The 19,726-nt window shown below is 66.8% G+C and carries 20 protein-coding genes; 7 read left to right on the top strand and 13 right to left on the bottom strand.

Annotated elements, in window-relative coordinates; translation table 11 throughout:
- Positions 1–5: 5 nt before the first annotated feature.
- On the top strand, positions 6–485 hold the full coding sequence (locus C5C17_RS07650) for an SRPBCC domain-containing protein (protein WP_104252773.1): 480 nt from the start codon (positions 6–8) through the stop codon (positions 483–485).
- Positions 486–582: 97 nt separating this feature from the next.
- A complete protein-coding gene (locus C5C17_RS07645; RefSeq protein ID WP_104252964.1) occupies positions 583–3,285 on the top strand; it encodes a phosphoenolpyruvate carboxylase in 2,703 nt (900 codons plus the stop codon).
- Between the two features lie 82 nt (positions 3,286–3,367).
- On the opposite strand, the gene C5C17_RS18915 is transcribed toward C5C17_RS07645, so the two are convergent.
- Together C5C17_RS18915 and C5C17_RS07635 are read right to left on the bottom strand one after the other, a co-directional pair.
- On the bottom strand, positions 3,368–3,826 hold the full coding sequence (locus C5C17_RS18915) for a YchJ family protein (RefSeq protein WP_104252772.1): 459 nt from the start codon (positions 3,824–3,826) through the stop codon (positions 3,368–3,370).
- Positions 3,823–4,122 (bottom strand): DUF4287 domain-containing protein, encoded by a 300-nt coding sequence (locus tag C5C17_RS07635; protein WP_104252963.1) that lies wholly within the window; start codon positions 4,120–4,122, stop codon positions 3,823–3,825. Before C5C17_RS07635 ends, C5C17_RS18915 begins: the two co-directional genes overlap by 4 nt.
- Before the next feature lie 122 nt (positions 4,123–4,244).
- Here C5C17_RS07635 and C5C17_RS07630 point away from each other — a divergent pair, with 122 nt between their 5' ends.
- A complete protein-coding gene (locus C5C17_RS07630; protein WP_104252771.1) occupies positions 4,245–5,546 on the top strand; it encodes a S9 family peptidase in 1,302 nt (433 codons plus the stop codon).
- A gap of 55 nt (positions 5,547–5,601) precedes the next feature.
- Here the strand turns inward: C5C17_RS07630 and C5C17_RS07625 are convergent, their stop codons facing one another.
- Positions 5,602–7,329, bottom strand: coding sequence for a long-chain-fatty-acid--CoA ligase (locus C5C17_RS07625; RefSeq protein ID WP_104252770.1), 1,728 nt, complete (start codon positions 7,327–7,329; stop codon positions 5,602–5,604).
- 183 nt (positions 7,330–7,512) lie between these two features.
- On the opposite strand from C5C17_RS07625, the gene C5C17_RS07620 reads away from it, so the two are divergent.
- Positions 7,513–8,214 carry a YceI family protein gene (locus C5C17_RS07620; protein WP_104252769.1) on the top strand — a complete coding sequence of 234 codons (702 nt, stop codon included), beginning with the start codon at positions 7,513–7,515 and terminating at the stop codon, positions 8,212–8,214.
- Positions 8,215–8,452: 238 nt separating this feature from the next.
- Here C5C17_RS07620 and C5C17_RS07615 read toward each other — a convergent pair whose 3' ends face one another.
- Together C5C17_RS07615 and C5C17_RS07610 are read right to left on the bottom strand one after the other, a co-directional pair.
- A complete protein-coding gene (locus C5C17_RS07615; RefSeq protein ID WP_104252768.1) occupies positions 8,453–9,769 on the bottom strand; it encodes an RNA polymerase sigma factor in 1,317 nt (438 codons plus the stop codon).
- 37 nt (positions 9,770–9,806) lie between these two features.
- Entirely contained in the window at positions 9,807–10,235 is a 429-nt protein-coding gene (locus C5C17_RS07610) for a YciI family protein (RefSeq protein ID WP_104252767.1), read from the bottom strand.
- A 174-nt stretch (positions 10,236–10,409) separates the two neighbouring features.
- Here C5C17_RS07610 and C5C17_RS07605 point away from each other — a divergent pair, with 174 nt between their 5' ends.
- Positions 10,410–10,889, top strand: coding sequence for an SRPBCC domain-containing protein (locus C5C17_RS07605; RefSeq protein WP_104252766.1), 480 nt, complete (start codon positions 10,410–10,412; stop codon positions 10,887–10,889).
- Positions 10,886–11,326, top strand: a complete 441-nt coding sequence (locus C5C17_RS07600; RefSeq protein ID WP_104252765.1) for a VOC family protein — start codon at positions 10,886–10,888, stop codon at positions 11,324–11,326. The genes C5C17_RS07605 and C5C17_RS07600 overlap by 4 nt, the downstream gene beginning before the upstream one ends.
- A 95-nt stretch (positions 11,327–11,421) precedes the next feature.
- Here C5C17_RS07600 and C5C17_RS07595 read toward each other — a convergent pair whose 3' ends face one another.
- Both C5C17_RS07595 and C5C17_RS07590 read right to left on the bottom strand, forming a co-directional pair.
- Complete coding sequence (locus tag C5C17_RS07595) at positions 11,422–12,189, bottom strand: hypothetical protein (RefSeq protein WP_104252764.1); 768 nt, start codon at positions 12,187–12,189, stop codon at positions 11,422–11,424.
- A gap of 116 nt (positions 12,190–12,305) precedes the next feature.
- Entirely contained in the window at positions 12,306–12,842 is a 537-nt protein-coding gene (locus C5C17_RS07590; protein WP_146079108.1) for a hypothetical protein, read from the bottom strand.
- A 135-nt stretch (positions 12,843–12,977) separates the two neighbouring features.
- Between C5C17_RS07590 and C5C17_RS07585 the strand changes: the two genes are divergently transcribed.
- Positions 12,978–13,346, top strand: coding sequence for a hypothetical protein (locus C5C17_RS07585; RefSeq protein WP_104252762.1), 369 nt, complete (start codon positions 12,978–12,980; stop codon positions 13,344–13,346).
- Between the two features lie 31 nt (positions 13,347–13,377).
- Here the strand turns inward: C5C17_RS07585 and C5C17_RS07580 are convergent, their stop codons facing one another.
- Genes C5C17_RS07580 through C5C17_RS07555 form a run of 6 tightly spaced genes read right to left on the bottom strand, consistent with a single transcriptional unit; the run spans position 13,378 to position 19,634 of the window.
- Positions 13,378–14,400: a LacI family DNA-binding transcriptional regulator gene (locus C5C17_RS07580; RefSeq protein WP_104252761.1), complete on the bottom strand. Its 1,023-nt coding sequence runs from the start codon at positions 14,398–14,400 to the stop codon at positions 13,378–13,380.
- Positions 14,401–14,411: 11 nt separating this feature from the next.
- Positions 14,412–14,693 (bottom strand): muconolactone Delta-isomerase, encoded by a 282-nt coding sequence (locus tag C5C17_RS07575; protein ID WP_104252760.1) that lies wholly within the window; start codon positions 14,691–14,693, stop codon positions 14,412–14,414.
- Complete coding sequence (locus C5C17_RS07570; RefSeq protein ID WP_104252759.1) at positions 14,690–16,273, bottom strand: NAD(P)/FAD-dependent oxidoreductase; 1,584 nt, start codon at positions 16,271–16,273, stop codon at positions 14,690–14,692. Before C5C17_RS07570 ends, C5C17_RS07575 begins: the two co-directional genes overlap by 4 nt.
- Positions 16,270–17,283, bottom strand: a complete 1,014-nt coding sequence (locus C5C17_RS07565; RefSeq protein ID WP_104252758.1) for a membrane dipeptidase — start codon at positions 17,281–17,283, stop codon at positions 16,270–16,272. Before C5C17_RS07565 ends, C5C17_RS07570 begins: the two co-directional genes overlap by 4 nt.
- 54 nt (positions 17,284–17,337) lie before the next feature.
- Positions 17,338–18,840, bottom strand: coding sequence for an aldehyde dehydrogenase family protein (locus C5C17_RS07560; protein WP_104252757.1), 1,503 nt, complete (start codon positions 18,838–18,840; stop codon positions 17,338–17,340).
- Positions 18,841–18,890: 50 nt separating this feature from the next.
- Positions 18,891–19,634 (bottom strand): ABC transporter permease, encoded by a 744-nt coding sequence (locus tag C5C17_RS07555; RefSeq protein ID WP_181028516.1) that lies wholly within the window; start codon positions 19,632–19,634, stop codon positions 18,891–18,893.
- Between the last annotated feature and the right edge of the window lie 92 nt (positions 19,635–19,726).

Here is a 19,726-nt window from a genome sequence, read left to right as displayed (position 1 = left end):
CGGACATGTCTGAGACACCATCCGGCGACGCCGGCACACAGTCCATTCGCATCGAGCGCGTCGTGGCGGCTCCCCGGGAGGACCTGTGGCTGTGGTTCACGGAGAGCGACCGGACTGCGCAGTGGATCGGCCCGTGGCACTACACCGATCAGGCTGCCGGGCAGATCGGACTCCAGCTGGTGGCTGAGGAGGGCACCCCGGCGAGCAGCGCGACGATCGGACGCTGTGAGGCGCCGGGAGTGTTGGAGGTCACGACCGAGGATGCTGCAGGCGTGTGGCATCTTCAGGTCTCGCTGGAGCCTGAAGGCCCCGGTGGAGCATCGACGCGGCTCATCTTCGAGCATTTCGATGTGCCCGTCGGCATGCTGACGGACATCCGTGCCGGTTGGAACTTCTACCTCGACACGATGCTGGCCGCGAAAGATGGGCTCGAGAAGCCCGTATTCGAGGACTACCTCGAGCCGCCAACCCCCGGTGCCGACTGAGACGGGACCCCAGCAACCACCCGCCGCCGAATGTCATTCCCGGTCATGATGGATGGCGTGTCACATTGTCGAGACACAGCATCGGTAGCCTGTGCTCATGCTCGAAGCCCCTACGAACTCCCCCGCCAGCCGAACTGAGGCTGGCGCAGAACTGCCGGACGAACTGCGCTCTGATGTGCACCTTCTCGGTACCCTGCTCGGCCAGGTCATCACCGAGACGGGAGGCCCGGAGCTCCTCGACGACGTCGAGCGGCTGCGCCGCCTGACGATCGCGGCGTACGAGCACGGGGCCGAGGTCGCGGACGACTCGTTCGCATCCGCCGAGGAGCTGGTGGATGCACTCTCGCCGGCGCGTGCGGATGAGGTCGCCCGTGCGTTCACCTGCTACTTCCACCTCGTGAACCTGGCCGAGGAGCACCACCGGGTTCGCGTGCTCCGCGCCCGCGGCGCCTCCCCAGAGAAGCAGCAGGAGGACACCATCTCTCAGGCGTTCGCTCGCCTCAGCTCGGAGATCGGCGAGGACAAGGCCGCTGAGCGGGTCCGCGGCCTCCGCTTCCACCCGGTGTTCACCGCGCATCCCACGGAGGCCCGCCGCCGGGCCGTGTCGTCCGCGATCCGCCGCATCAGCGACCTGCTCGAGGAGCGCGACGAACTGCGCTTCCTGGGCTCCGCGTCCGACGGCAGCGCGGCCGCGCAGGAACTCACGCGTCGCCTGCTCGAGGAGATCGACCTCCTCTGGCGCACGTCACCGCTGCGCAGCGACAAGCCGACTCCCGTCGACGAGGTGCGCACCGTCATGGCGGTCTTCGATGAGACGCTCTTCACGACCGTCCCGCGCGTGTACCGCCGGGTGGATGAGGCGCTGCAGGGTGGCATCTCCGGCACGGTGGCTCCCCTCGCGAAGCCGTTCGTGCGGGTTGGCTCCTGGATCGGCGGCGACCGGGACGGCAACCCGTTCGTGACCGCCAAGGTCAGCCGGCAGGCGGCCGTCATCGCCTCCGAGCACGTGCTGCTCGGCCTTGAGCGCGCGTCAGCCCGTATCGGCCGTACCCTCACGCTCGGGTCCGACACGACCCCGCTCGATGCGGCCGCGGCGACTCTGCTCGCGCGCCTCGGGAGTGCCGACGAGTCGGCTGCTGCGGAGATCGCACAGCGCTCGCCCGGTGAACCGCACCGCCGGGTGCTGCTGCTCATCGCGCGGCGCATCGAGGCCACGCGGCGACGCAACGCCGACCTTGCGTACACGGTGCCAGACGAGCTGCTGCGCGAGCTGCGCATCCTGCAGGCCTCGCTCGTCGCGGCTGGCGCGGGCCGGCACGCGTACGGCGAGCTGCAGCACCTGATCTGGCAAGTGGAGACGTTCGGCTTCCACCTCACGGAGCTCGAGGTGCGCCAACACTCCCAGGTGCACCGCAAGGTGCTCGCCGAGCTGGCTGAGCTGGAAGCCGGGGACGAGCCGAGCGAGCTCGCCGCCGAGGTCCTCGACGTGTTCCGCTCGGTCGCGTTCATCCAGGAGCGTCACGGGCCTCGCGCCGCTGGACGCTACATCGTCTCGTTCACGCAGTCATCCGAGGACATCGCCAATGTCTTCAAGCTCGCCCTGGCGGCGACAGGTCCGGGCGCGACGCCGCCTGCGCTCAACGTCATCCCGCTCTTCGAGACGTTCGCCGACCTGCAGGCGGCTCCCCGCATCCTCGCCGAGATGCTCGAGCAGCCGGAGGTCGTCGAGCTGCTCGCAGGCAACGGCCGCAGGCTCGAGGTCATGCTCGGCTACTCCGATTCCTCGAAGGATGTCGGCCCCGTCGCCGCGACGCTCGCCCTCTACGAGGCGCAGAGCCAGATCGCGGCGTGGGCGCAGGAGAACGGCATCGAGCTGACCCTCTTCCACGGCCGCGGTGGCGCTCTCGGGCGTGGGGGCGGCCCCGCGAACGTCGCTATCCTCGCCCAGCCGCCGCACTCGGTCGACGGCCGCTTCAAGCTGACCGAGCAGGGCGAGGTCATCTTCGCCAGGTACGGCGACCCGGACATCGCGGCCCGCCACATCGACCAGGTCATCTCCGCGACGCTGCTCGCCTCCGCACCCTCAACGGAGTCGCGCAATGCGAACGCCGCCGAGAAGTACGCCGGCGTCGCGGCCACGATGGATGCGGCCTCGCGCGAGCGCTTCTTCGCGCTCGTCAAGGCGCCCGGCTTCGCGCCCTGGTTCGCTCGCGTCACTCCGATGGAGGAAGTCGGGATGCTCGCACTCGGCTCACGACCGGCACGCAGAGGCCTGTCGGTGGAGTCGTTGGAGGACCTGCGCGCCATCCCCTGGGTCTTCGCGTGGACGCAGGCTCGCATCAACCTCACCGGGTGGTTCGGCCTGGGCACCGCCCTCGAGGCGGTCGGCGACCTCGAGCAGCTGCAGGCGGCCTACGCCGAGTGGCCCCTCTTCCGGTCGATGATCGACAACGTCGCGATGAGCCTCGCGAAGACGGATGTACGGATCGCGCGCCGCTACCTCGAACTCGGGGACCGGCCGGAGCTCGCGGGACTCGTGACGGACGAGCTGGACCTCACGGCCAGCTGGGTCACCCGCATCACCGGCGGCGCTGAGCTGCTCGAGCGGAAGCCGGTGCTGCAGCGTGCCGTGAAGATGCGCAGCCCGTACGTGGACGCGCTCTCGCTGCTGCAGCTCCGCGCACTGCGTCGCCTGCGCGACGACGCCAGGAAGCCAGACAGCGACGAGGCGGCGGAGCTCCAGCGCCTCCTGCTGCTCTCGGTCAACGGCGTCGCAGCGGGACTGCAGAACACCGGCTGACGCTCCGCGACGGCGGGACGTCGTCGCGCGAAGCCGACAGTATGGCCGTCACCCGTGCTGGGTGGCGGCCATGCTCTCGACCTCAGCTCCCGCGGATCTGCCCGTCGAGGTAGACCCAGCGGCCGTCGGCGCGGATGAAGCGGGCGCGCTCGTGGAGGAGGCCCGCGCCGTCAGGGTCCCGGTACGCGGCCCGGAACTCGACGATTCCGGATTCATCATCCGGGCCTCCGTCGAGGATGTCCACGATCTGCAGGCGGCGCCAGACGGTGCCATCGTCGAGGTCGATCTCGTCGGGCCTGGTCGCCTCCGCCCACGTCTCCGCGAGGTAGCCGGGCAGGCCGAGCGCGAATGCCGAGTAGCGGGAGCGCATGAGCGTCTCTGCTGTAGGGGCGGGTCGACCGGCGTGAAAGGCTCCGCAGCATGGCTCGTACGCGAGGCGGCTGCCGCAGGGGCAGACGTCGGCAGCAGGCGGAGCTGCGTTGTCGACGCGTTCCGCAGGGGCTCGGGCAGAACCGCGTGGCGCCCCCTCTGGTGCGCTCACTCCCCCGCCGCTGGCTTCGTCGCCACGCCGTCGAGCCAGAGCGTGTCCGACTCGTCGCCGTGTGCCCCCGACTTGCCGACGTGCTTCGCGCTGATCTGCGGACCGTTCTTGATGACGTGCACCAGCGCCATGCCGTGCCCGCGCCCGAGGTCGTAGTCCTCCTTCAGCCAGGCCAGAATGTCGCCCGCCTTCGTGTCTGGCGCATCGAGACCCTTCTCCTGGGCGATGGCGATGAACTGACGCGGCGTGAGGCCCGTCTTGCCCTCGATGTTGTCGAGGTACGACTGGAACGACATGGATGCTCCCTCCCTGGGTTCGCCGCTGATCGACGACCGTGCTGGCATCTTAGCGATCGGTGTTTCCTCCTAACTCCCTGCGGATCGGACCGGGCCGGTGGCGACAGGAGGATGATGTGGCTATGTCGCACCATCCAGCACTGTCGCGGCCGTTGTTCCACGACGCAGATCAGAATTTCGAAGCCAAGATCGTTCTCGGATCCGTCGGCGCAGGTGCCGGCGACCTCGGCGAGATCTTCGCAACGCTCGCCGCTGTCGAGGACGGCAAGCGGGAGTCGTGGGTCAGGGCCTGGTTCGCGAGAGCGCAGGCCACGCAGCAGCTCGCGCAGGTCTCCGAGAGCAACGGGCGGGCGGCCACCGCGGCCGCGCAGTGGCTGCGAGCATCCGCCTACTACGGCCACGCGCTCAACGCGATCGCGGCGATCGGCGACACCGACGGGTACGCCAACGCGTTCGCCATGCACCGCGCGGCATGGGACCGCTTCGCGTCGCTCAGGCGTGTGCCCCTCGAGGGGTGTTCGATCCGCTACGGGAAAGGCGCCATTCCCGGTTACCTGCAGCGCCCGGATGTGCCACCGCGGGATGGGCTGTCGCCCTTGCTCGTGCTGGTCAACGGCAGCGACGGGACGCTCACGGACCTCTACGCGACGATCGGTGCGGCCGCGGCCACCCGCGGGTACGCCGTGCTGTACTTCGACGGGCCCGGTCAGCAGAGCCAGCTCGTCGCCGGCTCCCACTTCAGACCCGACTTCGAAGCGGTCCTGACGCCCGTGATAGACCACGCGCTTGGTCTGCCGGGCGTCGACGGGTCCCGCGTCGCCGTCTACGGGGTCAGCCAGGCGGGGTACTGGGTGCCGCGGGCGCTGGCATTCGAGCATCGCGTGGCAGCGGCGATCGTCGACCCCGGGGTGACGGACGTGTCGACCTCGTGGGTCGGACACCTGCCGTCACCGCTGCGTCACGAGCTGGAGAAGGGCGACTCGAAGCACTTCGACCAGTACATGAAGCTCGGTCTCGGGCACAGCGCCGCCGAACGAGCCGTGTGGAACTTCCGCGCCAAGCCCTACGCGAGCACCGGCTACTTCGCGGTCTACCGGGAGGTCGGGAAGTACCGGCTCAATCCGGAGCTCGCCGGCTTGATCACCACGCCGCTGCTCATCACGGCGCCGGAGAACGAGCAGTTCTGGCCCGGACAGTCGGACGAGCTGGCAGGCCTTGTGCCAGACGCGGAGCTGGTTCGGTTCACGGCTGTCAACGGCGCCGATTCTCACTGCGAACCCCTCGCCCGGACCGCCGTCAACGAGGTGCTGCTCGACTGGCTCGACGCACGCCTCGACGCGCGCGCAGCAGCACGCGGCGACGCGCGTTTCGGGACGCCCGAGGTCACCCGCGAAGCCGTCGCCACGGAATCTGCGCTCCGGTGATCTCTCTGGTTCCGAGCGGCAGTCGCGGGCGGCGCGGGAGCCAGGCCGTGGGCTGCTACTCGCTGCGCTTGGCGACGAGTCGGTCTCGGACCTGACGACGGAGCACCTTGCCGATGAGCGACTTGGGGAGCTCCTCGACCTGCACGACACGCTTGGGCACCTTGTAGGACGCGAGGCGTGAGCGGCAGAAGTCGCGCAGGGCGTCGCCGTCGAACGTGGCACCGTCGCGGAGCACGACCGCGGCGGTCACATCCTCACCCCCGGAGCTGCGCGGGAGGCCGACAACTGCGGCGCCCTCGACATCGGGGTGCGCGGTGAGGGCTTCCTCGACTTCGGAGGGGCTCACGTTGAAGCCGCCCGTGATGATGAGCTCCTTCTTGCGGTCGACGACCGTCACGAAGCCGTCGTCGGACACGGTGACGATGTCGCCGGTGCGAAGCCAGCCGCCGGCGAGGAGCACTTCGCGCGTCTCATCCGGCCGCTTCCAGTAGCCCTGGAACACCTGCGGCCCACGGATGAGGAGCTCGCCCGATTCGCCGGCGGCGCGGTCGACGCTCGGGTCGTCCGGGTCGACGACGCGGATGTGCGTGCTCGGGAAGGGCACCCCGACCGTCCCGGGGCGCCTGGTCGGGCCGACGGGGTTGCCGAGCGCGACCGGCGATGTCTCGGTCATGCCGTATCCCTCGACCAGGAGCCCTCCGGTGACCTCCTCCCAGCGTTCGACCGTCTTGACGGGCAGGCTCATGGCCCCCGAGATCGCGAAGCGGATGCCCGTGAAGCTGACCCCCTTGCGGGAGGCTGCCCTCGACAGGGCGTCGTAGATGGGAGGGACTGCTGGCAGGAAGGTCGGCGGGGAGCTCTTCGCCGCGGCGACCACGAGGTCGACGTCGAACTTCGGGAAGAGGACGAGCCGCGCACCGATGCTCATGGCGAAGGTGAGGCACAGCGTCATGCCGTACGCGTGGAACAGCGGGAGCACGCCGTAGAAGACCTCCCGTCCCTCCGTGAGCCCCGGCACCCAGGCACGACCCTGCGCGGCGTTCGCGCGCAGGTTGCGGTGGGTGAGGATGGCACCCTTGGGGTTGCCGGTGGTTCCGCTCGTGTACTGCAGCAGGGCGACGTCGTCGAGGGCGGGCTTGGGCACGCGCTTCGAGATGCGCTTCGCATTCGCGATGCGCTCCCACTTGAGCACGCGGCGATCCGAGGGCGTCGCCGTCATGGCCTCGCGGGATTCGCGGGCCTTCGCGACGGGAAGGCGCAGCGCGAGGCGCTTCCCGAACGGAAGCGCGCTCGTCATGTCGACCGCGACGATCGTGTCCGGGACGACGTCGCTCGGCAGCTCCGAGATGAGATCGGCGACCTTGTCCCACACGATCGCGATCTTCGCGCCGTGGTCCTCGAACTGATGCCGCAGCTCGCGCGCCGTGTAGAGCGGGTTGTGCTCGATGACGATCGCGCCGAGGCGGAGCGCAGCGTAGAAGGCGATGACGTGCTGTGGGCAGTTGGGGAGCACCAACGCGACGCGGTCGCCCGCTGCGACCCCGAGCTTGCGGAGGCCCTCGGCCGCACGAGCCACCTGCTCCCCGAGCTCGCCGTAGCTGGTCTCGGCGCCGAAGAACTCGAGCGCCGGCCGAGAGCCGAAGTGCTTCACCGAGTTCTCGAGGAGGTCGACGAGCGACTCCCGCACGTCGGCGATGTCGTGGGGCACGTCATCGGCATACGCGGCCAGCCATGGCCTGGACGCGAGGTCGGACGTGCTGCTGGTCTCGTTGGCGTCGTTCACCGGGGTCCTTTCGACGGGCACAGCTGCGCGCACAGCGGTGCGCTCGAAGCCTAAGTCGCCGCGCTTGTGCTGCAGCCGTGCGTCCCGGAGTCTCTTCGGCTCCCCTCAGCGCGCATCCGCTTCCTCACGCGATCGACAAAGAACTCATAGTCCAGCCATAGGAAAGTGCTTCAAGCTACAACTATGAAGAAGCCATCGAAGAAAGCCACCATCGGTATCGTCATCGCGGCCGTTGTCGTGGTGATCGGCATCGCCGCCGCAGTGTTCGGCCCCATGATCTACCGTGACGTTATCGCCGAGCCCGCTGCCGAGGCGCCGGCGCTCGAGATCGAGTCGACGGCCCCGAGCGCGGCCGACGCCAGCACGCTCGCCGGCTCGTGGACCGTCGCGTCCGGCTCCTACGCCGGCTACCGGGTGGATGAGGTGCTCAATGGAACGGACGTGACCGTCACCGGCCGCACCGAAACCGTGTCCGGCACGCTCACGACCACCGAGACTGAGCTCACGGCCGCCGACATCACGGTCGACGTCGCATCCATCGCCACCGACGAGGAGCGTCGCGACGAGTACTTCCGCAGCGAGGCGCTCGATACCGCCGCGAACCCGGAAGCGACCTTCACGCTCGACGAGCCAGTGGCCGCGCTCGACGGACTCGCGGATGGCACGCAGGCGACGATCCCTGCCACCGGAACGCTCACGCTCAACGGCGTCAGCCAGCAGGTGACGATCGACCTCACGGCGGGCCTTGACGGTGACAACGTGCAGGTCGCCGGCAGCATCCCCGTGACCTTCGCCGACTACGGGGTCGAAGCCCCGAACCTTGGCTTCGTCTCCGTCGAGCCCACCGGGTCGGTCGAGTTCCTGCTCGTCCTCGAACGCGCGTAGGGGCGCGGCGAGCCTGGCCCGCCGGCCGGCTGGCCGACTCCACCACCGCGCTCATCCGCTGACCAGCTTGCGTGACGAAACCGGCTCCTCCGGCCGGAATCGGCCCAGATGCCCGGACCGTCACGCAAGTTGGTCATTGCGCTGCGTGGCCCGGGAGTCTGATTGTCCGGCAGCGCTGTCCCGTGGGGGTCCCAGGCCGACTCGGGTGACGGCGTCGGGCCTTGGCCGACGACGTTCGTCAGGTGCGTGCTTCGAGGGCGTCGATCTTGCCCTGCAGCACATGGCGCTGCTGCTCGTTTGCGGTGAGCTCGACCGCGACGCTCAGCTCCGATCTCGCTTCGTCGATCCTCCCGAGCTGCGAGAGCAGCTCACCGCGCACGCTCGCGAGCAGCGGGCCACGGGCGAGGGCACCGGATTCGCCGAGCCGGTCGACGATGGCGAGCGCGGTTGCCGGTCCGGTCGCCATGGAGACGGCGACGGCCCGGTTGAGGTCGACGATGGGACTCGGGGCCAGGCGTCCGAGGACCTCGTAGAGCAGGACGATCTGCGCCCAGTCGGTGTGCTGCACGGACGGGGCCACGGCGTGCCGCTCGGCGATGGCGGCCTGCAGGCAGTACGTGCCGCGCCCCTTGCCGAGGGCGTCGGCTCTGGACAGAAGGGCGCGACCGCGGAGGATCGCCGAGCGGTCCCAGCGTCGCCGATCCTGGTCGGCGAGCAGGATGGGGCTGCCGTCGGCCGCCTCACGGGCCGCGAAGCGCGAGCTCTGGAACTCCATGAGGGCGACGAGTCCGAGCACCTCAGGTTCTCTGGGGAGCATGCTGGTGAGCGCTCGACCGAGGCGAAGCGCTTCCGAGGCCAGGTCGGATCGGAGCCAGCGGTCTCCGGAACTGGCGGCGTAGCCCTCGGTGAAGATCAGGTAGATGACGGCGAGCACGCCGCCGAGGCGCGGCGTCCACTCGCTCGGGTCGGGCGTCTCGAAGGGCACCCTGGCGGCGGCGAGGCTCTTCTTGGCCCGCACGATGCGCTGCTGCACGGTCGCGACTGGGATGAGGACGAGGCGCGCGATCTCATCTGTCGTGAGGCCACCGACGATGCGCAGCGTGAGTGCGACCTGCGCCTCGCGGGAGAGCGCAGGGTGGCAGGCGACGAAAATGAGTCGGAGGACGTCGTCGCTGATGGGCACCCAGGGGTCGCTTGCGGTCGCGTCCGCGTCGCTCAGGTCGCGTGCGATGGCGCTGTAGCGATCGTCGAGTCGCTCGCGGCGCCGCCACCCGTCGATGGCCTTGCGTTTGGCGACGGCGGTGAGCCAGGCGCCCGGGTTGGCCGGGACGCCTGACTGTGGCCACTGGGTGAGCGCGTCGGCGACGGCTTCCTGTGCGAGGTCTTCGGCAACGCCGACGTCGCCGACCATCCTCGTGAGGGTCGCGACGATGCGGGCGCTCTCGATGCGCCAGACGGCGTCGATGGCGGCGGTGGTCGCGGGCTGGCCCGACGGGGGAGCGGCGACATCGTCGTTCTTCTCTCCGTGGCCGTCGCCGGGCCCTGCCGAGATCATCGCCGTATCCTCTGCCCGCGTCCGTGTCCGGGTGCGCTCAGGCGCCGGCCTGCTGCTCGCGCCAGCCCTCTTCCTTCTGGATGAACTCGTTGTCTTCGTGGCCGGCGAAGTCGCTCATGTCGGTGACGCGGCGCACTTCGAGCCTCGACCCCGGCCCCTGGAGTGGGGCTCGGGAGGCCCACTGGATGGCTTCGTCGCGGGTGGCGGTCTCGATGATCCAGAAGCCGTTGAAGAGCTCGTGGGTCTCGCCGTATGGGCCGTCGGTGACGACGGGCTGCTCGCCTGAGAAGTCGACGACGAAGGCGGTGCTGAGGTCGTCGGCGAGGCCCTCGCCTGCGAGGAGGACGCCGGCTTCCATCATGGACTCGTTGTACTTGCCCATGGCGTTGATGATCTCGGTGAAGTCGGTGTTCTCGTAAGCGTCCTTGGCTTCGTCGGTGGCACGCATGATGAGCATGAACTTCATGATGATTCTCCTTGTCTGCAGCCCCGCAGGGCCGGTTGCAGGGTGCTGATCTGCACCCGTCTACTATTGCGTCGAACGGCGGCCGGGGAAATCGACACGTGCCGTGAATGTTCTTGAGAATCTTTTTTGGGGGCCGGTCGGCGCATCTTCAAGTCGGCTTGCTAGCTTCCGGGCATGACGAGCGATTTCGAACCACGGGTCGACCGAGTCTCGCGAGTGCTGCCGGCGAGCGCATCCAAGGTCTACGGGGCGCTTCTCGATCAGCGGGCGCTGGAGGTCTGGTTGCCGCCGGCGGGGATGACGGGCAGGTACACGCGTTTCGAGCCGCGGGTGGGTGGGCGCAGTGTGCTTGAGCTCACGTATGCGGAGGTTCCGGTTGGTGGTGGGAAGACTGCTGAGTCGCGGGATGTTTCGGAGTCGGTGTTCGTGGAGCTGGTGGAGGGTGAGCGCGTTGCCCAGCAGGTCGTGTTCAAGTCGGATGATGCGCGGTTTGCGGGGACGATGACGATGGTGTGGGAGTTGGCGGAGTTTCCGGGTGGCACGCTGGTGACGGTGTCGGCGTACGACGTGCCGAGCGGCATCAGCCAGGCGGATCACGTGGAGGGCATCTCGTCGTCGTTGGAGAACCTCTCGGCGTTTGTGGGTGGCTCGTGAAGCAGCAGGTGAACTTCGTGACGTTCGCGACTCGCGATCTCGATGATGCGCGGCGCTTCTACGTTGACGCGCTCGGGTGGGAACCGCTGCTCGATATCGAGGGCGAGATCGTGTTCTTCCAGTTGGGGGCGGGGCAGGTGCTCGGGTTCTTCGATGCGGAGAAGTTCAACCGCGATCTGGGGACGGGTGAGGATCGTTCGCAGGTGTCCGGTGTGACGTTGGCGCACAACGTGGGCAGTCGCGAGGAGGTTGTTGCGGTGGTTTCGGCGATGGCGGCTGGTGGTGGGGCGACGTTGAAGGTGCCGCAGGAGGGTGATTTCGGCGGTGTGTTCCACGGTTTGGTCGAGGATCCGAATGGTGTCGTCTGGGAGGTGGCGCACAACCCTGGGTGGAGTGTGCTTCCCGACGGGTCGGTTGTGTTCGGGGAGGGCGAGTAGGGGTTCGGGGTACCGGTACGCGGCCGATGCGGTCTCCCTGAGCAGGGGCGCTGCGTCGGCGACGGGGTCAGCGACGGCGGGGGTGGTTGCGCGGGTCAACAGCGGGGCTTCTGGGGGTGCTCGTTGCAGTCGCCGACGGTGATGACGGTGTCGGCGGTGAAGAGTTCGAGGGTGACGGTGGTAGAGGCGCGGTTGAGTGTTCCGGTGACGGGGATGCTCGTGCCGTTGGCGAGGGTCACGGCGGCCGTGTAGACGACGGTGACGGATGCCTGAAAGGACGTCTTCTCGGTGTAGACGTGGCTCGTCTCGGTGGCGGTGAAGTCCTCTTGCCCGAGTGCTTGCCAGGGTGAGCCGGGTGTCGTCGTTTCCTGTGTGGTGCCGTCGCCGTACTCCCATCGGTATGACATTGGGGTGAAGGTCACGGTGATCGGGTGGCCGAGGACGCTCCCGGCCGCGGTGTGCTGGGTGGCGGCCGTGTAGAAGTTCGTGTGGGTCCCGACGATGCTCCACGTGGAGGGCTCGGCCGTGAGGGTCACGGATGCGGGCGCGAGGGTGAGCACGTCGCTGATCGTGAAACTCGTGGGTGGCCTCGGCGCGGTCGTGGTGGTGCCGCCTCCCCCGCCGCCACCGCACTCCCTGCACTGCACTGTCGCTGGCGCGACGAGGGAGCTCACGGGGGATGCGAGCGCGTTCGCGTTCGGTATGAACGGAGGCGGGCCGCCACCGCCGCTCGTATCGTCTCCTGAGCCTCCGCCGTCAGCCCAGCTGTCGTCCGGCGAGTAGTCGTCCCCGGAGCCCCCGCCGTCGTACGAGTCAGAGGGACCCGGGTCACCCACGTAGGTCTCCTCGACGTTGACGCTCACGCCGTTCCCGTCGTTGGAGACACTGCCGCAAGCACCCAGTAAGAGTTCGCTAGAGTCGCAGGCTGTACGGGGCAGAGCCCCTGAAGGGGCAGCCAGGCCGGTTACGATTGCCGCGCTCACGAGCAGAAACTGGCGCCAGACCATGGCTCACTCCCATTGGACTTAAAGCCGTCCTGGCTGCTGACAATCTCGAATACGACAGAGAACCGGTCAGGAACGTCAGGCGCCCGGGCACTGATTCCAGCAGTGTCGACAATGTTGAAATGGGAAACGTCGTAGCACCCGTAGGCGGCGATAAGCACTGACCCGTCGGCGGCGCTCACGCTCTGGATGCCAAGGTTCGACACGGTCGCGGCACCCACGACTGTCTGACCAGCACTTTTGATTTCGTCTGCGGACTCACCAATCGACGTGCGGTGCTCTTCGGTGGCCACCGGACTGAGGCTCTCGACTTCGGCTTGTCCTGAGAGGACCGCCGCTTCCGCCGCCAGGAACTTCGGCACCAGCTCCTCCACGATTGCCAGGGCTTCCTCGTTGCTGGGAAGTACCGGGGTCGAGATCGCAGTGGTGGGGCTTGGAGGCGGGCTTGATGTCGTGCCTTCTTTGGGCGCGCATCCGCTCACACCGGCAGCCGCCCCGAGGCTGAACATCATCAGCAGAGCGGTGCCGATGGCCCGCCTGCGCTTCCCCCTTGGTTGCATGGCCGTCAAGGTAGCCGCTCTCGAAAATGCTCGCAGAAGTTATCCACAGATCGAAGGTTCGGGACGCGTGCTGGGTAGCATCGTGGGGTGACGAGCCCCAGCGATTGGATCGAGCATCGCCGTGGAGACGGTGAGCTCCTCGGTTGGATGCGCCCGCACGGCGATGGTTTCGTGGTCATCGATCTGCTCGGACGGGAATGCTCCGGGGCACTCGACTGGTTCGAAGCTGAGACGCTCATCGAAGAGACGGGCATCGGCTATCTCGCCGACCCCTACGAACTGCGCCTCGGGAGCTGCGAATGGGTGCGCGTTCGAATCACGGAAGTCTCGGTGAGCCAGGTACGTGTCAAGCTCGAGGACTGGGGCGACGTAAACGTGCCCACTGTCGAGCACGTTCTTGCGTTCCCGCCTGCGGATGACCTTCGGCGACACGAACCGCACAAGTCAGGCATATGAAAGATATAAAGCGCTGCTCGGATCATACGACTCAGTCGGCAGTCGAAGTTGACTCCCGATGCACGATCTGCCGAGTATGAATACGCTCCACCGCGTCTCCAGATCCGTCAATCCGCGCGAGAAGCGCTTGCAATGCGTCCGCGGCGACCAGGTGGGCGTCGCCACTCACCGATGAGAGGGACGGAGTCACATAGGGCAGTACATCTATGTCGCCGTAGCCGAGCACCATGAGGTCGTCCGGAACGCGGATGCCGAGTTCGCTCGCGAATCTGCAGACGCCGAGCGCGAGCTCGTCGTTGACGCAGAAGACACTTCCGTACGCTCGCAGCCCCTCTCCTATCCCGCTTGCGGCAGCGTAACCGGCCTCGAAGTCCATGCTCTGCCCGAGTTCGTAGAAGCGCGAGTCGTCGCGCAACGTCGGAAACTCGAGCAGAGCGCGGCGCACGCCGATCGACCGTTCTTCTGCCAGGTAGGACCGTTCAGATCGACCGATGAAGAGGAGCGGACGATGCCGAGCCCGCAGCAGTTCTCGGGCAGCATCTTCAGAGGCCCTCGCATCGTCGAACTGCACGGTGGACCACTGTGCTTCCGAGAGCTTCTGGCCGATGACGACGAGCGGAACCGTCGCGGCCAGACGTTCGAGCGAATCGCGTACGTCGACTCCATCGAGCCGGTCACCTGTCGCGATGATCATCCCCGCGAGCTTCAGCGTCCGTGCGCTCTCGGTGTGCTCGATCAGAACCCTGCTGTTGTGCTCGAGGTCGTAGACGACCGTGGTGTAGCCGTGCTCGGTGATCGCGTTTCGAAGCTCGCGAATCAGCTTCACGTACCAGGGTTGCGAAATGCTGGCGACAGCAAGCCCAACGGTCTTGCTGCGACCCCGCCGTAGCGTGGAAGCTGACACGTTCAAACGGAAGTCGTGGCGGTCGATGACCGCCATCACGTGATCACGAGTCTTTTCGGAGACTTTTGCGGAGCCGTTGAGGACTCGCGAGACCGTCGCCGTGGAGACTCCTGCCTCTCTGGCGATGTCAACCACACCGACGCTCTTCATAGCCTTGGAGTCTAAGCCGGATCGACGGGGTGCTTGGCGAGCGGATGCACGGTGAGGTCCATGTAGGGCCAGACCGGCAGTGCGCTGAGGACCCTGTGCAGTTCGGTTGCGTCTGCGGCCCTCCAAAGGCCCCAGTTCTCACGGCGACCAGGAACCCTCCACATCCGCACAAGCGTTCCAGCATCGGCGAGTGTCGCAGCCATCTGGCGTTCTGCGACGGACAGCTCGTCGATTGTCTGCTCCGGCAAGTCTCGCGGCCATTCGATCTTGATGTTGACCAGGTACTCGTTCATCGTGTCCCGACTTTCGTTCGTTTTCTTATGGAATGGGCGAGGACTGCTGCATTGCGACCGGGGATGCCCGTGACATAACCACCGGGCCAGGTTCCCGCCCCGCCCAGCACGATTCCGTGGTTCAGCAGCTCCGCGCTGAGCTCGGCACCGGGTCGCTCACCGAGCATCTGCGTGGGCAGCATGTCGCCGTGCGTGATGTTGCTGCCCGTGAGGTTGTACTCGCGTTCGAGGTCGTGCGGCGAGAACCAGTGGGCGTCGGTCACTCGATCGGTGAGCCCTGGCAGCCTGGGCTCGAGCTCCCGGAGGCACCGATCTACGAACTCGTCACCGTGCTCCCGCCAGTGGTCATGTCCGAGGCTGTGTGGCGCGTGCCACACGTTCAGGCTGAGCAGATGTTTGCCGTCAGGAGCGAGGCCGGGCGACCCGAGGCTTGGGATGAGACCCCAGATGATTGGCGCGTCGGACGCCTTCCCGGCGAGGCCGTCGTCGACTGCCTTCGTGATGTAGGACGAGCTCGGCCCGATCCGGAACTGGGCTTCGAGGAGGGTTTCGATCGGCACGCCAGGAGGCGCATCTGCGAGTCCGGGCAGGCCGTCGAGAGCGAGACCGATCTTGAACGCGGATCCAAGCGGCGGTTTCGGCCAGCACGACTCCTCGAGTGTTGCCGACGGCAGAAGTGCGCGCAGTCTGGAAGGCTCCAGCGTGACCACGGCCGCATCGAATCCTGTGAGCCGTTCTCCTGTGTCGAGCACCACAGCCGACACGTGCTCGTCTGCATCCAGCTCGATGTTGGTGACGGCGCTTCCGGCACGGATGTTGACACCATTCGCTCTCGCCGCGAGGGCCAGAGCATCCACGATCGACCCCATAGATCCGAGCGGCAACCCAACGGACCCACGAAGCGGGGAGTCGCCGATGCCCAAGACATCCTGCGCGGACGAAGCCCTCGAGATGGGCCGCATCAACAGCCCGAAGGCGGACCCCGGCGCCCGGGGAGAGACGAGCTGCCCGTTGAGTGCGAGCATCATCATAAGGCTCTTGGCGGCGTCGCTTTTCAGCGACTCGTCGAGGAGCTGCGAAAGAGATCCCTCGACGCCTATCTCGAGAAACTCGACACGACTGCTCGCGTCCATGGCGGCCACGACGTCCTCGAGGGTTCCCGGGGCATCCCAGACTGAGAGGCGCGTGGACGCGCCGACTCTGTCCAGCCGCTCGATGAGGGCGCGGTGACGCTCGGCTTCACCCTCACTGAATGCGTCGAGCTGCGCAGCGACCCGTGCCCGGTCCCTCCAGCCGACGAACAGCCCGTCGTCCATGGGGTGCAGAAGCGTGATTTCTGGGAAGTGAAAGCGCAGACCAAACCGGTCGAGTTCTAACTCTTGGATGATGCGACCTTCGAGAGAACCAGGCGAGTTGGTGATGGATGCCGAATAACCGGGCATGTACTCGATGCGACCGACGACCCCACCGAGCTGTTGGCGTGCTTCGATCAGCGTCACTCGGGACCCGGCGCGGGCCAAGTAGTTGGCCGCGACCAGTCCGTTGTGGCCGCCGCCTATGACGACGACGTGCGAGTTCATGCGGTCGGCTTGTCGAAGATCTGGTCGAACAGGCGAAGCCAGTTACCCCCGAGCACTTTGTCCAGATCGGCGTCTTTGAAGCCAGACGCCCGCATCGTCTCGACGAGCGTGGGGAAGGCGGTCGGTGATTCGAACCAGGTCGGCCACTCGACGACTGGCTTCGCTTCGTCGATTGGAACGGGGCTCTCCCGAGCCCACCGTCCCATGCGCCACCATTTGACTGCCTCGATTCCGTACCCGGTGTAGAAGTCCGTGCCGAGGGCCACATGTTCCACGCCGAAGGTGTCAACGGTCCACGAAATCATGTCGACGAATTCCCGCTCGGTCGTCTGCATTCCGTTCTTGAGCATGCGCACGTATGGGCTCAGTCCGACGACCCCGCCGCGGGCCGCCAGTTCCCGAAGGACCAGGCTCGATTTCGGCCGTCGGTTCAGCTCGACATCGGCACCGACGAATTCGAGCGGGTTCGCGTGCGTGACTGCAACTGGCTCGCGGCTTGCCTCGATGGTGTCGAGACAGGTGCGTTCCGAGCAATGCGAGAGATCGATGAGCATGCCGACGTCGTTTAGTTCTTCGACGAACTGGCGGCCAACGTGGGTGGAGAGGCCTGCGTCCTCGTCTTCCCAGCAGCCCGCCGCGATGCTGTTCTGTGTGTTGTAGGTGAGCTGAGCGATGCGCACCCCCAGGTCGTGGAAGACCTTGACGAGCCGAATGTCATCCTCAAATGGCGCTGTGTTCTGGAAGCCGAAGACGACGGCAGTCCTCCCGGATGCGACGACGGCACGGATCTCCGCGGCCGTGCGCGCCAGCGCAACAAGGTCGCCGTTCTCAGCGAAGAGATCGTTCCACTGACCGATGACGCTGAGCGTTTCCCTGGCCGTCTCCCAGACCGCGAGCGTCACGTGCACGCAACCAACGCGACCGTGCTTCCATTCGAGGAAGCGCTCTCTGGATGGCTTGCTGTATTGAAGGCAATCGACGACGATTGCGCGAGTTGTCGTTGTTTCCATGTTCTGCGTCTCTGCTTTCTGCCTGAGGCGTTTCGCCTGAGCGGGTCGGAGGGCCTAGGCGAGCCCGAACGGATCGGCGGCCGGCGCGAAGTCCTGCACTATCGACTTGGTCTGCTGGAATTCTCGAAGCCCTTCAATGCCGTTCTCTCGACCAATGCCCGACTGCTTGACTCCCCCGAACGGCGTCTGCCAGTCCATACCGCGGTAGGTGTTGAGCCACACTGTGCCGGCGCCGACGCGTTGGCCGAATCGTCGCGCGCGCGACATGTCGGTGGTCCAGCATCCGGCCGCGAGCCCGAAATCGGAATCGTTGGCGATTGCGATCGCTTCTTCCTCGCTGTCGAACTCGATCAGTGTGAGCACGGGGCCGAAGAGCTCGGTCTGGCAGATGTCAACGCTGTTACTGGCGACCTTCAATACGGTCGGTGACATCCAGTAGCCACCGTCGAAGGGCGCCGGGAGCTCCGGAACGGCTGACCCTCCTGCCAGCACCTCGGCTCCGTCGGCCTGCGCCTGGTCGATGAGAGAGCGGATGCGCTCTGCTTGCTGACCAGAGACGAGGGGTCCGAGGTGTGTTCCAGGGTCCGCGGGATCGCCTAGGCGCAGGCGGGCGACTCGTTCGAGAAGAGCTGCCGTGAATTCGCGCGCGATCCCGCTGTGCACCAATACCCGGGATCCCGCGACGCAGGTCTGTCCGGTGGCGGAAAAACCACCTTGTACGACGGCCGTCACTGCGTCGGTGACCGATGCGTCTTCGAAGACCACGTGGGCGGACTTCCCACCTGCCTCGGCGACGAAGTGTCCGAGCCTGCCGGAAACGGCGGCGCCGACGCGCCGAGCAGCTCCGGTGCTCCCGGTGAAGGAGACCATATCGACCTCGGGATGCTCAACGAGGCGCTGGCCGACTTCAGTGCCTCCCTGGACGATCTGGAGGACTCCGTCCGGGATTCCGGCGTCGCGAGCGATCCGGAGGAGGACGGTCGTGGACGCTGGCGAGTTGATCGGTGGTTTGATGATGACCGAGTTGCCGGCTGCGAGTGCTGGCGCGAGCTTCCACACGCCGAGCGAGAAGGCGCCGTTGAAGGGTGTGACGAGTGCGACGACACCGAGAGGCTCGTGGGTGACGGTCGCGTCCTTGGTCGCCGACATCTGGATGCGGGCATCCCTGAGGGTGCGCAGCAGTGCCGCGCCGTACTGCCACCAACGCGCGCTCACGGCCACCTCGACCCTGGTCGCTGCGATCGGCTTGCCATTCGCGAGAGTCTCGTACTGGGCGATCTCGTCGACGTGTTCTGCAATTCCCAGACCGATCCGATCAAGGACATCGGCCCTCTGCATGGCGGTGAGTGACGCCCAGTCACCGGCACGGCGCGCGGCCACGGCGTTCTCGACAGCGAGGTCAACGGTGTCCTCGTCCCAGGTCACAGTGCCCCAGGCGCGTCCAGTCGCGGGGTCAGTGAGGACTTCTGAGTTCGCCCGAGGGGCTGCGCCTGTTCCCAGGATGGAGTGGAACTGCGTGGTGGATACGGGGTGGCGGGTCAGGATTGAGGTGGTCATGTGCGCCTCTCGGTTCGGTTCATGAATGCGGGGTGAAGGTGTTCTGCGTCTCAACTGCGGTTTCGGAGCAGGAACTTTCCAATGAGTTCGACCGCGTAGTAGAGCAGCAGGCCCATGGCGGTGAGCACGACGAGGTCGGCGAAGAGGAGGTCGGTGCGGAGGTTTCCCTGGGTGACGATGAGGAGGTAGCCGAGTCCCGAATCGCTGCCGACGAATTCCCCGACGATGGCCCCGACGATGGCGAAGGCGATCGCGAGCTGAAGGCCAGTCATGATGTGCGGCAACGCGCTTGGGAACCTCAGGTAGCGGAAGACCTGCCATTGGCTGGACCCCATGGATCGCATCAGGTCGACGGAGGAGTCCTGCACCGATTTCATGCCGAGCGTCGCATTGACGACCACGGGGAAGAACGCCATGACAAAGGCGATGAGGGCGGAAGTCGTCATCCCAGTGCCGATCCAGACCACCATGAGGGGAGCGATGGCGACCTTGGGGATGACCTGGGAGGCAACGACGATCGGGAAGATCGCGGCTCCGACGAGTGGCCACATGACGATGACGACCGCAAGCGCGATGCCGACGACGGCGCTCAGAGCGAAGCCGATCAGTGTTTCGACGATGGTGACGCCAGCGTGCCCCATGAGGAGCGCCCAGTTGTCGACGAGCGATGCGCCGACAGCCGAGGGTGCCGGGAGGAGGAACGCCGGCACCTCAGAGAGACGGACCCCGATCTCCCAGATCGCGACGATGGCGACGAGAGTGACCGTGGGGGCGAGCCAGGGTGCCCGACGCATTAGGGCTCCGAAGCCAGCTCGGCGTGATCGCGCGCGGTCCAACGGCTGCTGGGAAGCGCTGGCCCTGACGGACATCGGGACCGTGTTCTGGT

This window comes from Pseudoclavibacter sp. RFBA6 (genome assembly GCF_002931575.1).
In the GTDB taxonomy this organism is placed as follows: Bacteria; Actinomycetota; Actinomycetes; order Actinomycetales; family Microbacteriaceae; genus Pseudoclavibacter; species Pseudoclavibacter terrae.
This window is presented reverse-complemented; position numbering and strand designations above follow the sequence as displayed.

Excerpts from the sequence above, each read along its gene's own strand:
- C5C17_RS07650 (WP_104252773.1), top strand. The coding sequence starts at position 6 with ATGTCTGAGACACCATCCGGCGACGCCGGCACACAGTCCATTCGCATC.
- C5C17_RS07645 (WP_104252964.1), top strand. The coding sequence starts at position 583 with ATGCTCGAAGCCCCTACGAACTCCCCCGCCAGCCGAACTGAGGCTGGC.
- C5C17_RS07635 (WP_104252963.1), bottom strand. The coding sequence starts at position 4,122 with ATGTCGTTCCAGTCGTACCTCGACAACATCGAGGGCAAGACGGGCCTC.
- C5C17_RS07630 (WP_104252771.1), top strand. The coding sequence starts at position 4,245 with ATGTCGCACCATCCAGCACTGTCGCGGCCGTTGTTCCACGACGCAGAT.
- C5C17_RS07620 (WP_104252769.1), top strand. The coding sequence starts at position 7,513 with ATGAAGAAGCCATCGAAGAAAGCCACCATCGGTATCGTCATCGCGGCC.
- C5C17_RS07615 (WP_104252768.1), bottom strand. The coding sequence starts at position 9,769 with ATGATCTCGGCAGGGCCCGGCGACGGCCACGGAGAGAAGAACGACGAT.
- C5C17_RS07610 (WP_104252767.1), bottom strand. The coding sequence starts at position 10,235 with ATGAAGTTCATGCTCATCATGCGTGCCACCGACGAAGCCAAGGACGCT.
- C5C17_RS07605 (WP_104252766.1), top strand. The coding sequence starts at position 10,410 with ATGACGAGCGATTTCGAACCACGGGTCGACCGAGTCTCGCGAGTGCTG.
- C5C17_RS07590 (WP_146079108.1), bottom strand. The coding sequence starts at position 12,842 with ATGATGTTCAGCCTCGGGGCGGCTGCCGGTGTGAGCGGATGCGCGCCC.
- C5C17_RS07580 (WP_104252761.1), bottom strand. The coding sequence starts at position 14,400 with ATGAAGAGCGTCGGTGTGGTTGACATCGCCAGAGAGGCAGGAGTCTCC.
- C5C17_RS07575 (WP_104252760.1), bottom strand. The coding sequence starts at position 14,693 with ATGAACGAGTACCTGGTCAACATCAAGATCGAATGGCCGCGAGACTTG.
- C5C17_RS07570 (WP_104252759.1), bottom strand. The coding sequence starts at position 16,273 with ATGAACTCGCACGTCGTCGTCATAGGCGGCGGCCACAACGGACTGGTC.
- C5C17_RS07565 (WP_104252758.1), bottom strand. The coding sequence starts at position 17,283 with ATGGAAACAACGACAACTCGCGCAATCGTCGTCGATTGCCTTCAATAC.
- C5C17_RS07560 (WP_104252757.1), bottom strand. The coding sequence starts at position 18,840 with ATGACCACCTCAATCCTGACCCGCCACCCCGTATCCACCACGCAGTTC.
- C5C17_RS07555 (WP_181028516.1), bottom strand. The coding sequence starts at position 19,634 with ATGCGTCGGGCACCCTGGCTCGCCCCCACGGTCACTCTCGTCGCCATC.